Annotated in this window: 8 protein-coding genes and 1 tRNA gene; 4 read left to right on the forward strand and 5 right to left on the reverse strand. The window is 67.2% G+C overall.

Annotation, left to right across the window (positions count from 1 at the left end):
• Positions 1-48 precede the first annotated feature (48 nt).
• Entirely contained in the window at positions 49-1,047 is a 999-nt protein-coding gene (locus GKO32_RS17570; protein WP_154757959.1) for an ABC transporter substrate-binding protein, read from the reverse strand.
• A gap of 20 nt (positions 1,048-1,067) precedes the next feature.
• Positions 1,068-2,084 carry an iron-siderophore ABC transporter substrate-binding protein gene (locus GKO32_RS17575; protein WP_154757960.1) on the reverse strand — a complete coding sequence of 339 codons (1,017 nt, stop codon included), beginning with the start codon at positions 2,082-2,084 and terminating at the stop codon, positions 1,068-1,070.
• A 145-nt stretch (positions 2,085-2,229) separates the two neighbouring features.
• On the opposite strand from GKO32_RS17575, the gene GKO32_RS17580 reads away from it, so the two are divergent.
• On the forward strand, positions 2,230-3,258 hold the full coding sequence (locus GKO32_RS17580; protein ID WP_312868023.1) for a FecCD family ABC transporter permease: 1,029 nt from the start codon (positions 2,230-2,232) through the stop codon (positions 3,256-3,258).
• Positions 3,255-4,274 (forward strand): FecCD family ABC transporter permease, encoded by a 1,020-nt coding sequence (locus GKO32_RS17585; protein WP_312868024.1) that lies wholly within the window; start codon positions 3,255-3,257, stop codon positions 4,272-4,274. Before GKO32_RS17580 ends, GKO32_RS17585 begins: the two co-directional genes overlap by 4 nt.
• A gap of 980 nt (positions 4,275-5,254) precedes the next feature.
• Here the strand turns inward: GKO32_RS17585 and GKO32_RS17590 are convergent.
• From GKO32_RS17590 to GKO32_RS17600, 3 genes are all read right to left on the reverse strand, one after another.
• Positions 5,255-5,470 (reverse strand): hypothetical protein, encoded by a 216-nt coding sequence (locus GKO32_RS17590; RefSeq protein ID WP_154757961.1) that lies wholly within the window; start codon positions 5,468-5,470, stop codon positions 5,255-5,257.
• Positions 5,471-5,604: 134 nt separating this feature from the next.
• The gene (lon, locus tag GKO32_RS17595; RefSeq protein ID WP_154757962.1) at positions 5,605-8,007 is read right to left on the reverse strand and encodes an endopeptidase La; all 2,403 of its coding nucleotides are present in this window, start codon (positions 8,005-8,007) and stop codon (positions 5,605-5,607) included.
• A gap of 204 nt (positions 8,008-8,211) precedes the next feature.
• Positions 8,212-9,063, reverse strand: coding sequence for an SAM-dependent methyltransferase (locus GKO32_RS17600; protein WP_154757963.1), 852 nt, complete (start codon positions 9,061-9,063; stop codon positions 8,212-8,214).
• Positions 9,064-9,528: 465 nt separating this feature from the next.
• On the opposite strand from GKO32_RS17600, the gene GKO32_RS17605 reads away from it, so the two are divergent.
• Positions 9,529-12,150 (forward strand): putative bifunctional diguanylate cyclase/phosphodiesterase, encoded by a 2,622-nt coding sequence (locus tag GKO32_RS17605; RefSeq protein ID WP_154757964.1) that lies wholly within the window; start codon positions 9,529-9,531, stop codon positions 12,148-12,150.
• A gap of 73 nt (positions 12,151-12,223) precedes the next feature.
• Positions 12,224-12,296, forward strand: a tRNA-Thr gene (locus GKO32_RS17610).
• The last annotated feature ends 106 nt before the right edge of the window (positions 12,297-12,402 follow it).

The following is a 12,402-nucleotide window of genomic DNA, read 5'->3' on the forward strand; positions in this document are numbered from 1 at the left end:
AGTGCCTCCTCCCGCCGCTGCGGGAGGAGGCACTCTTCCGTCGTCAGCTCAGGAAAGCTTCGCCAGACCCGGCCGCAACTTGTCGAGTACCCACGGGATGTCGTAGACCGTGGGGTAGCGCAGCGCCGAGATCGTTTCCATGTCGGTCACCAGGTAGTTGCCCGACTTGACGTTTGTCACCAGCTGGTTGCTCTCGAACGCCTGCTGCAAATCCGGCGACGTGAAGGCGATGAGCACCAGGTCCGCGGCCAGCTTGTCGTACTGTTCCGGGGTCAGCGAGCCGGTCGGGCTGCCCGAGTCGTTCTGGCCGAGGCCGGCCACCGCGGGGCTCAGTTTCAGGCCGAGCGACTGGATCAGCTGCACCGCGAAGTCCTTTTCGGACGCCAGGGTGAAGATCTTGCCAGGGGTGTTCCCGACCGACGCCGTGAACGTCTTGCCTGCCGCCTTCGGATAGTCCGCCTTGACCTTGTCGATTGTGGACTGCGTGGTGGTGATGACGTTCTGTGCCTGGGTGCTCTTACCGAGCGCTTTCGCCGCCACCTGCACGTGTTCCCGCCAGGTCTGTGCACCCCATTCGGTGGCGTACCCGACCGTCGGGGCGATCTTCGACAGGTTCGCGTATTCCTGGTCCAGACCGTAGTCGGCGGTGGCCAGGATCAGATCCGGGGTGAGCGCACCGACCTCTTCGGCGTTGACCCCGTTGGCCGCGTCGACGATCTTCGTCTTCGCCGGGTCGAGCTTGCCCTGCAGGTAGCCGGGCACACTGGTCGATCCGGATTTGGTGAAGAACGCCACCGGCGTGACACCCAGTGCGAGCGCAGCGTCCAGATCGTCGCTGGAGGTGCCGATCACGACGACGCGTGAAGGCGCTTTCTCGATCGTCGTCGTGCCGAACTTGTGCGTGATCGTCGTGGGGAACGCCGCCGGGTCGGTCGCCGCGGCGGATGCGGCCGATGACGACGAGTCCTGCACATCACCACACGCGGCGACACCGAACGATACGGCGCCGGCGAGCAGCAGTGCACCGAGAACTCTCTTACGGGACATGGAGAAATTGCCTTTCCTCATCAGGTGGCGGGATTGCCGTCCACAGCCGCGGCGAGCTGGGGGACGAGTTGGTCGAGCAACGACGGCAGGCTCAGCACGGATACGAAGGACATGGCGTTGCCCAAGTCGGTGTTGTCGGGGATGAAGACCTCACGTTTCTGCTTGGCCACGTCGAGCCCGGAGTACAGCTTGTCCGCTTCGAGCGCCTTGCGACCATCGGCCGCCGAGGTCAGCCACACGAGCGCCTTGACGTTGAGCAGATCGGTGCGTTCGGCGGACAGGTTGGCGCCGAACCTGGTGCCGATGACCTGGTCGAGGTCGGCGGGCAGGGTGAAACCGAGCGACGTCAGCACGCGGGAGCGTGGATCCTCGCTGCCGTAGACGAAGTAGCCTTGGTACGTCGTCGCGATCGCCGCGGTCGCACCCGTGAACTGGCGATTGTCGCTGCGTGCCTTGGTAAACCGGTCCTCCACATCGGACACGAGCCGGTCGGCGTCGGCGGACTTGCCGAGAATGCGGCCGACCGTGCGGGTCGACTCCTGCCAGGGGATGCCGTAGTCGTTGAACTCCTTGGGCTGCGCGACGGTCGGCGCGATCTTCGACAGCGTGTCGTACTGGTCCTGCGTCAGTGCGGAGTAGAGGCCGAGGATCAGATCCGGCCGCAGCGCGGCGATTTTCTCGTACTGCAGTCCGTCCGTAGTGGACAGTACTTCCGGCTTGGCGGCGCTGCCGAGTTCGTCCTGAGCCCACGGTCCGATCGCGCCGGGGAAGTGGCCCAACCATTCCGTGGTGCCGACAGGCACCACGCCCAGCGCGAGCAACGCGTCCTGGTCGGTCAGGCCGACGGTGACCACCCGCTTCGGGACGGCGTTGATCGTCGTGCTCCCGTACTTGTGGGCGATCGTGACCGGGTAGGCACCACCGGCGGCGCCCGCCTGGCTCGTGGTCTCATCGCCGCCACACGCGGTCACGGCGAGTAGTGCCGAGACCAGCACGCCGAACAGCAGCCGGCGCCGGCCGACGAGGGATGAGGTCATGGCAGTTAGGTTTGCCTACCCAAACTTGCAAGTCAAGGCGCGATAGATCACGAACCCGGACCAATCAGGCGTCAGCGCCCCGGGCAGACGTGTCGTTCATCGCGCCGTCGCGCCTCGCATAGATAGGTAAGGCTAGTCTAAGTTCGTGCCCGTGAACACTGAGCAACTTCGAGAGCACCGCTCTGGTTCGCGAGCATGGGGCCTGGTCCTGGCGCTGGTACTGCTTGCCTTTGCGTGCCTGGTCAGCCTGTGGGTGGGTGCCAAAGGCATCCCGTTCACCGCGACCTGGGACCTGCTCTGGCATGACAACGGTTCGAGCGAAGCCGCGATCATCCAGGACCTGCGCATCCCGCGGACGCTGCTCGGCCTGCTCGCCGGCGCGGCACTCGGCCTCGGCGGCGCGCTCATGCAGGCGCTCACCCGCAACCCGCTCGCCGATCCCGGCCTGCTCGGCGTGAACATGGGTGCGTCGGCCGCGGTCGTCATCGCGATCGGTTTCTTCGGACTGAGCAGCCTCACCGGTTACCTGTGGTTCGCGCTCGCCGGTGCCGCGGGCGCCGCGGTGCTGGTCTACGTACTCGGTACGGCCGGCCGCGGTTCGGCGACTCCGGAGCGGCTCGTGCTCGCCGGCGCCGCGATCACCGCCGTGGTGTTCGCCTTCGTGCAGGCGGTGTTGCTGCTGAACCCGTTGACGTTCAACCAGTTCCGGTTCTGGGACGTCGGTTCGCTCGCCTCGCGCCGGATGGATGTCGTCACGCAGGTCGCACCATTCGTCGTCATCGGCGTCGTCCTCGCGCTTTCGCAGGCCCGAGCGCTGAACGCGCTCGCGCTCGGCGACCAGGCGGGCAAAGCTCTCGGCGCGCACGTCGGCCGCACCCGGGTGCTCGTCGCGGTCGCGGTGACGTTGCTGTGCGGGGCGGCGACCGCGGCCGCGGGGCCGATCACGTTCGTCGGGCTTGCCGTGCCGCACGCGGTGCGCCTGCTCGTCGGCCCCGACCAGCGCTGGGTGCTGCCGTACTCGATGATCCTCGCGCCGATCCTGCTGATCGGCTCGGACATCCTGGGCCGCGTGATCGGCGGGGCCGAAGAGGTCGAGGTCGGCATCGTCACCGCGATCGTCGGCGCGCCGGTGTTCGTGCTGCTGTGCCGCAGCAGGAAGCTGGCACGGCTGTGACAGTTCTCCGTGCCGGACCGCTTTCGCTGCGCGTGCACCCGCGCGCGGTCGCCATCGCGATTGCGTTGGCGGTGCTCACTTTTGTGATCAGTGTTCTCGCATTGACCACCGGCGACTACCCGCTGTCGGCGGTCGAAGTGGTCAAGACGTTGTCCGGCAACGGCCCGCCCGGCGCCGATTTCGTCGTGACCACACTGCGCCTGCCTCGGCTGCTGACCGGTCTTTGCGTCGGCGCCGCGCTCGGCGCGAGTGGCGGGATCCTGCAGAGTGTTTCCGGGAACGCGCTCGGCAGCCCGGACGTCATCGGCTTTACACAGGGCTCGGCGGTCGGCGCGTTCTTTGTGATCCTGGTGCTGGACGGTGGCACCGCCGCCAGCTCGGCCGGTGCGCTCGCCGGCGGCATCGTGACCGCGATCGTGCTGTACCTACTGTCCTATCGCGGCGGGGTGCAGGGTCCACGGTTGATCTTGATGGGCATCGGGGTGAGCGCGGCGCTGCTGGCGGTCAACTCCTACCTGATCACGCGCGCCGCGTTGCCGGACGCGATCGTTGCGCAATCCTGGCTGGTGGGCGGACTCAATGGGCGAAATTGGGAGCACGTAACGGTTTCCGGGCTTGCCGTCGTGGTGTTACTTCCGGTCGCGCTAGCCTTCGCGCGGCGCTTGTCGTTGCTGGAACTGGGCGACGACAAGGCTCAAGCGCTCGGAGTGCACCCGGAGCAAACGAGACTGGTGCTCTTGGCTGTGAGCGTCGCTCTGGCAGCCTTCGCAGTGGCCGTCGCCGGGCCGATCGCGTTCCTCGCGCTTGCCGCCCCGCAGATCGCCCGGCGGTTGTCCGGAACAGCGGGCCCCGCCCTGTGCACCTCCGCGCTGATGGGGGCGCTCTTGTTGGTGAGCAGTGATCTCATCGCGCAGCGCGGCTTCGATTCGAGACTGCCAGTCGGCGTTGTGAGCGGCGCTCTCGGAGGCCTCTATCTGGCATGGCTGCTAGTTCAGCAGTGGCGGCGCCGCTCCTGAATCCATCGGTCCACTATGGACGGCTAGAATCCATTGGGCGTCCCGGTTCATTTTCTGGCGCCAGCACGAACTCGGCGCCCACGCCGCCCCGCGGATCCTCGATGCCGCTCGGCGCGAGGCGTTCCTTGTGGGGGAATACCGCTACAGCGCCTCCACAACCCGTTGGGTCCGAAAGGCCGCCCGAACGTACCGAAGAAACCCTTGTAAGCGACCAAATCGCGCGCCGCACCGACGATCTCCGCCCGGCGCGCGCCCGTACTCGAGACCCATCTTTGGTATCGGCGACAGGTGACGCGGCGCCGGAGAAGATCGGGTCCCTCGCCACTCGGCGCACCAGCGTGAGGCGCTCTCGTCGGTGAGCACTGTTCTTGTTGCGTAGCGCCGTCTCGGCTGGGCTTGCGTGACGTGTTCTCGTCGGTGAGCACTGTTCTTGTTGCGAAGCGCCGCTTCGACTAGACCTGCGTGAGGCGCTCTCGTCGGTGAGCACTGTTCTTGTTGCGTAGCGCCGTCTCGGCTGGGCTTGCGTGACGTGTTCTCGTCGGTGAGCACTGTTCTCGTTGCGATGCACCGCTTCGAGCGACGTGTGTGATGCGTTCTCGTCCCTGCCTCTGAGCATTGCTCGCGTTGCGAAGCGCCGTTCCCGGTAGATCGGTCGACGCGTTCTCGTTCGCGAGCAGTGCTCTTGTCGTGTAGCGCTGCTTCGGGCGGATCTGTGTAGCGTGCTCTGCTCGGTGAGCACTGCTCTCGTTGCGAAGCGCCGTCTCGACTAGACCTGCGTGACGTGTTCTCGTCCGTGAGCACTGCTCTCATCGTGAAGCGCTGCTTCGGGCAGGCCTGCATGCCGCGCTCTGGGCAGCGAGCAGTGCTCTCGTTGCGAAGCACCGCTTCGAGCAGGCCTGCGCGAGGCGCTCTCATCAGAGAGCACTGCTCTCGGAACAAAGCGCCGCTCCGAGACGGCCGACCCACCGGGGGGTCAGTGATCACCGTCCGCGCGTACGGGGAACCAGCAACCCGATCAACGAGACGATCACCAGCAATCCCGCCGCGACGATGACGACCACCGTCAGCGGCGGTATCCGGTCCGGGTGCCGCGTCAGGTCCAACACTGCACCCACCAGCAGGGCCGCGCCGATCACCAGATACAGCACGCACATCAGCGCGGTCCGCGGGATGAACGTAAGGCGCCGGTCGGTCATCGTTCCTCCTTCGAGTCGAGCACCGCACCAGGCTGCCAGGCGAACCCCGCCCCGACCTCATCCCGGAGTACGATCTTCGGCCCGAAATGCCCCCCTCGCCGCAACCGCGGCGAGGGGGGCATCGCAGCGAGACGTCAAGCCGCTTGCGCGACCGGAGCCGATGCGGGGGTGAGCGCCAGCTCCAGCACCTCCCGCACATTCGACACCGGGTGCACGTCGAGCTCGGCGAGCACGTCCGCGGGCACATCATCGAGATCGGGTTCGTTGCGCTGCGGGATGATCACCGTCTTCATCCCCGCCCGGTGCGCCGCAAGCAGCTTCTGCTTCACGCCACCGATCGGCAGCACCCGCCCGGTCAACGACACCTCGCCGGTCATCGCCACGTCCGTCCGGACCACCCGGCCCGACAGCAGCGACGCCAGCGCAGTGGTCATCGTGACCCCGGCCGACGGCCCGTCCTTCGGCACCGCGCCCGCGGGCACGTGCACGTGGATGCCGCGCTCCTTCAAGTCGCCCACCGGCAACTCCAGCTCCGCGCCATGCGACCTCAGGTACGACAACGCGATCTGTGCCGACTCCTTCATCACGTCGCCCAGCTGACCGGTCAGCGTCAGCCCAGTACCACCGGACTCCGGATCCGCCAGCGACGCTTCGACATACAGCACGTCACCGCCGGCTCCGGTCACCGCCAACCCCGTCGCCACGCCCGGGGTCGAAGTGCGCTGCGTCGACGCGGGCAGCGACGACTCCGGCAGATGCCGCGGCCGGCCGAGATACACCGGCAGATCACCGGCGTCGATCGTGACCGGCAGGGACACCTCGTCAAGCGCGACCCTGGTCGCGATCTTCCGCAACACCTTCGCGATGGTCCGGTTCGCGTCACGCACACCGGCCTCGCGGGTGTACTCGGCGGCGATCCGGCTCACCGCGGCGTCCGTCAGTACCACGTCGCCCTGCGCCATACCCGCCCGCTCCAGCTCACGCGGCAGCAAGTGGTCACGGCCGATGATCACCTTCTCGCGCTCGGTGTAGCCGTCGAGGGTGACCAGCTCCATCCGGTCCAGCAACGGCCCTGGGATCGTCTCCAATGCGTTCGCCGTCGCCAGGAACACCACGTCCGACAGGTCGAGCTCCACCTCGAGATAGTGGTCGCGGAACGTGTGATTCTGTTCCGGGTCAAGGACTTCCAGCAGCGCCGCGGTCGGGTCACCGCGGTAGTCGGCACCGACCTTGTCCACCTCGTCCAGCAGCACCACCGGGTTCATCGAGCCTGCTTCGGAGATGGCACGCACGATCCGGCCGGGCAGCGCACCCACATACGTGCGGCGGTGACCGCGGATCTCCGCCTCGTCCCGGATTCCACCGAGCGCGACGCGGACGAAGTTGCGGCCCATCGCCTTCGCAACCGACTCGCCGAGCGACGTCTTGCCGACACCGGGCGGACCGACGAGCGCCAGCACGGCACCGTTGTGCCGCCCGCCGATTTCCGATTCCTGGCGCCGCGCACGCACCGCCAGGTACTCGATGATGCGTTGCTTCACGTCGTCCAGACCCGCGTGGTCGGCGTCGAGCACCGCCCGCGCGCCCGCGATGTCCAGCTGGTCTTTGGTCCGCTTCGTCCAGGGCAGCTCCAGCACGGTGTCCAGCCAGGTCCGGATCCAGCCACCCTCGGGGGACTGGTCGGACGCCCGCTCCAGTTTGTCCACTTCGGACAGTGCTGCCTTGCGGACGTGCTCGGGCAGGTCAGCTTTCTCGACGCGGGCGCGGTAGTCGTCCTCGTCGTCGGACGAGCCGTCCAGCTCGCCCAGCTCCTTGCGGATCGCTTCGAGCTGGCGGCGCAGCAGGAATTCCTTCTGCTGCTTTTCCATGCCCTCGGCCACATCCTTGCGGATCGTGTCGGTGACCTCCAGCTCGGCCAGGTACTCGCGGCTCCATTCGAGTGCGCGGTCCAGCCTGGCCGCGACGTCGAGCGTGCGCAGCAACTCCAGCTTCTGCTCGAACTTGAGGTACGGCGCATTGCCGGCAAGATCGGCGATCGCCGACGGGTCTTCGAGTTCTTGAACGGCGTCGATCATCTGCCAGCCACCACGCTGCTGCAGGATCGAGATCACGACCGATTTGTATTCCGTGGCAAGGGTTTGCGCACGCTCGTCGCTCTGCTCCGTGACGCCTTCGGCCCGCACCCAGCGTGCCGCGCCCGGTCCGTCGCCGGTCGCCCCGACGTTCGCGCGGCTGGTGCCACGCAGAAGTACGGCAGCCTTGCCGCCGGGGATCCGCCCGACCCGCTCGATGGTCGCGACCGTCCCCACTTCGGCGTACTCACCATGCACTCGCGGCACGATCAGCACTTCGGCCTTCGCGGCGGGCAGCGACCGGATACCGGGGAAAGAGGGACCGGGGGTCTGTGCGGTCCGGGCTTGTGCGGACTCCACCGCGGCACGGACCTCGGCGACATCGAGCTCGAGCGGCACGATCATGCCGGGCAGCACGACGTCCTCGTCGAGGGGCAGCACGGGCAGGAGCCTGATTTCGGTCATCGGGACGCTCCTTCTTAGTTGAGTCTGCACAGCTCAACTTCGCCGGGTCCCGATTTGTTTCCGCAGGTCGTTCGCTATGAGCGAGCAGCCATCCGGGAATACTGTGCCGTTCGTTACCAATCCGACGGCAGCCACCGCGGAAACGGGCGTCTACAAGCGATCGGCTGCGGACCGTGTTCGCCTGCTTTCGGTCGGATTGGTAATTCAGCGCGGGCGTTCGGCGACCCCGCAGATCCCGAACGGCCGCGCACGCTGTCCCGCCGGGCTCAGCGTCGCCTCCGAACGCCAGTCCGCGACCGACACGAGGCCGGGCTCGATCAGCGGCCAGCCGCCGAACCACGGTTCGATGTCCGCGCTCTGCCGCACCCACATCGGATTGCTCGTGCGCGCGTAGCTGTCGGCGAACTCGTGCAGTGCGGCAGCGTCCTCCGCGGACACGTTTTCGTCCGTGGCATGCGAAATCCCGAGCCAGCTCCCGGGTGCGAGTTTGTTCCGGTACCGCGCGACGATCTCGCCGGGTTTGTCTTCGTCACCGACGAAGTGCAGGACCGCGATCATGAGCAGGCACACGGGCTGGTCGAAGTCGATGAGTTCCGTTGTCGTCCGGTGCCGCAGCACAGCGTCGGTGTCGCGCAGGTCTGCGTGCACGAGACCGGCCCACTCCGTCGAGCCGTCCCGTTCCAGCAGCACAGTCGCGTGCGCGGCGGCGACAGGCTCGTAGTCCACGTACACCACGGTCGCCCGCTCGCCCTCCGGCAGATGTTCACGGACCAGCTCGTGCACATTGCCGACGGTGGGCACCCCGGAACCGAGGTCGAGGAACTGCCGGATCCCGGCGTCCAGCGCCGCTTTCACGAGCCGGCCGAGGAACGCCCGGTTCTGCCGGGTCGAGTCCCGGATCGGCGGGAACAGCTGGACCGCCCGCTTGCCGAACTCCCGGTCGATCGCCCAGTTCTGGTCGCCGCCCAGATACCAGTCGTAGATCCTGGCCGCGGACGGTTTCTCGACGTCGACACCCTCGGGTGCCGCTGGTGCAGACCTCTGGCTTTCACCCATAGGAATCTTTTATCGCACGGCGGGCCCGGGGGACCAGGAGGCCACTGACGAGGCCTGCCACGGAGAGTCACTTGAAATTGCGAATACTTCGTTACGGACTGCGAATCCCGCCCATGCCCGATCACAGGCGCCCGCGCGGAGGGGCGTCGTGTCCCGCGGATGGATCTGCGCTGTTCAACCGGCCGCCGTGCGCCACGCGAGTCGTGGCGGTGTCCGCGCGGGTGTGACGATCGCGGCGAGCGAAGTCTGGTTACCGTTTGTTAGTGCCAGGCAACGTAAGTAGGCGCTGGTTTCACCCGGTAGTCGTGGTGTCTCCGTGTAGTTGGCGCATTGTTAACTACGGACTGATCTCATGGCAGTGAGAAACAGCCTGAACTACCCCCACGGGGGTACAGTGTCACCTCGTTCGCGCCGAGATCACATGGCGGACCGCTTTGGGGGCCTTCGGGCGGGGAAGGAGGTTGCATGCCGCGCAAGCGCAGCACGCCGGATGCATCCGACCCAGCGCTGTCCGACGCCGAGGCTCACGCGCAGTCCGGTACGGCGCGCGGTGATGAGCGCCGGTTCCGGGTCTACACCGCGGTCGTTCTGACCTTCGGTGTCGTGTCCGCGACTACGGTCTCCTTGCTGTGGCTGCCTTTCCAGTGGCACGCACAACTGTGGTGGATCGGTCCGGTGCTCGCGCTTTCGTTCCTGCTCGCGGAGCAACTCGGCATCAACGTCGATGTCCGCAGTGGTATCTCGTGGACCATTTCCTTCACCGAGATCCCGCTTGTCATCGGCTTTTTCGTGGCCCCGTTCCAAGTCGTGCTGCTGGCACATCTCGTCGCGGGCATCAGCACATTGCTGGTGCGGCGGGTTTCCGGCCGTGTCCTCTACAACGCCGGTGCTTTCCTGCTCGAGATCACCAGTGCGTTCGCCGTGGCGTGGCTCGTCCTGCACACCATGGGCAGTACGACGATGACCTGGCCCGCCGCGCTCGCCGGGACTCTGACCGCCCCGCTCGCCAGCACTTTGCTCGCGCTTGCCGCGGTGCGGGTGTTGCGGCGGCGGATGCGGATCGGCACCGCACTGCGGCTGACCGGGCGCATCCTCGTCGTCGGGTTCGTCAACGCGTCGGTTGGCCTGAGCGGTTATCTCGTGATCGCCGGGACCAGCAACGCGTGGCCGCTCGTGGTCGCGGTGTTCCTCGGACTTTCCGCGCTGTACTGGGCCTATTCGGATCTGCTCCGTGAACAGCGCGATATGGAAGCGCTTTCAGACGTGAGTCTGATGGTCGCGAAATCCGGCCAGCACGCGGTGGTCCGCCCAGCAGGCGGTGACGTGGCCGGCGGGCCGGGCGCGGGGGACTGGACCACGATCGCCGAGCGCATCAAGGATCAGCTCGCCGCGGCGCGGGTGGTGTTGCGACTTCGCCTGGAGTCGAACGCCGCCATGACGACGGTCGTCGCGGGAGACCCGTTGCCCGCGGGCGACATCGTGGGCGAGGACCCGCTGATCCAGTTGTCCGGCTCGCAGGTGCGGCAGTTCCGCAGTGCCGAGGCGACCGGCGAAGTCGCTTCCGCGTTGCAGCATCGCGGTGTGCAGGAGGCACTGGTGGTGCCGTTGCGCAGTGCCACCCAGCTGCTCGGTGTCATCGAGGCGCACGACCGGCTCTCGCGGTGGCGCGGGTTCGGCAAGTACGACGTGCAGTTGCTCGGCACGATGGCCAGTCACCTCGCGACGGCGCTCGACAACCGGCGGCTGCTCGCGACGCTGCGCCATGACGCCTATCACGACCCGCTGACCGGGCTGCTGAACCGGCCGGGTTTCCGTCAGGTGGCGCGGGAACCGTTGCGGGAGCGGCGGGACGGCGCCGTGCTGCGGGTGGAGCTCGACATCCTGTCCACTGTCAGCGACGCGCTCGGCTACGCCTGGGCGGACCGGATGGTCGTCGCGGCGGGGCGGCGGATCCGGGACGCGCTCGGGCCGTACGTGCCGCTGGCCCGGCTGGAAGGCGGCTCGTTCGCGGCGCTGCTCGTCGGGTACCACAGCACGCAGATCCACGAAGTGGCCGAGCGACTGCGTACGCAGCTCTCCGCGCCGTACCCGGTGGACAAGCTGACCGTCGAGACGAACGCCATGGTGGGCTACGCGACGCCGACCGCGGAGGACAGTGCCGCCGGGCTGGACATCGACACCCTGTTGCAGCATGCCGACGTCGCCGTGCGGGCCGCTCGCGGTGGCGAGGAAGTCCGCGGCTATATGCCGAGCATGGGCCAGATCTTCCTGCGCCGGTTCCAGATGGTCACGCAGTTCCGGCAGGCACTCGAAGAGGGCCAGCTGAGCGTGCACTATCAGCCGAAGATCTCCTTGCCCAGCAAGCAGGTGCTCGGCGTTGAGGCGCTCGTGCGGTGGGTGCACCCGGAGTTCGGCAAGATCGATCCGGACGAGTTCGTGCCCGCCGTCGAGGCGGCGGGGCTGATCGGCGTGCTCACCGAGTTCGTGCTGGAGCAGTCGCTGATCCGGGTGCGCAAGTGGATGGACGAGGGGCTGCGCATCGCCGTGGCGGTCAACCTGTCCGTGCGCAACCTCGCGGATGCCGACTTCCCGGCCAAGGTCGTCGAGGCGCTGCGGCGATTCGATGTGCCGCCGGAGCTGCTGACGTTCGAGCTGACCGAGTCCGGGGTCATGGCCGACCCGCAGAAGGCGCTGCCGATCCTGCAGGAACTGCATGCGCTGGGGATCGTGCTGGCCGTCGACGACTTCGGGACGGGTTACTCGTCGCTGGCCTATCTGCGGCGCCTTCCGGTGGACGAGGTCAAGATCGACAAGAGCTTCGTGCTGGGGATGGGCACGGACCTCGGAGATCTCGCGGTGGTCCGGTCCATCGTGGAGCTGGGGCACTCGCTGGGCCTGACGGTGGTCGCTGAGGGCGTCGAAGAGGACATCGCACGTGACCAGCTCGAGGCGATGGGCTGTGACGTCGCGCAGGGCTATCTCATCTCACGTCCGCTCGCCGAGGACCGGTTGGAAGCCTGGCTACAGGCTCGAACGGCAAGGTCAGCGGGCCGGCAGCGGGAAGCGATCCTGACCCTGCTGACGTGAGGGGACCCCGGTGCTCAGCGGTGTCGGCCGATTGTGTAATCTCTTCGAGGCTTCAACGTGAAGGCGTTGACCCGCCCCTTTAGCTCAGTCGGCAGAGCGTCTCCATGGTAAGGAGAAGGTCTACGGTTCGATTCCGTAAAGGGGCTCGCGAGCGGGTGTAGTCTGTCCACGCAAGCGTGGACCTGACTCGCTTCGCAGTGTCCTCTGGGGGCCGAGCCCCCAGACCCCCGCCAGGGGGCAAGCCCCCTGGAC

This window comes from Amycolatopsis pithecellobii, assembly GCF_009707865.1.
Lineage (GTDB): Bacteria > Actinomycetota > Actinomycetes > Mycobacteriales > Pseudonocardiaceae > Amycolatopsis_E > Amycolatopsis_E pithecellobii.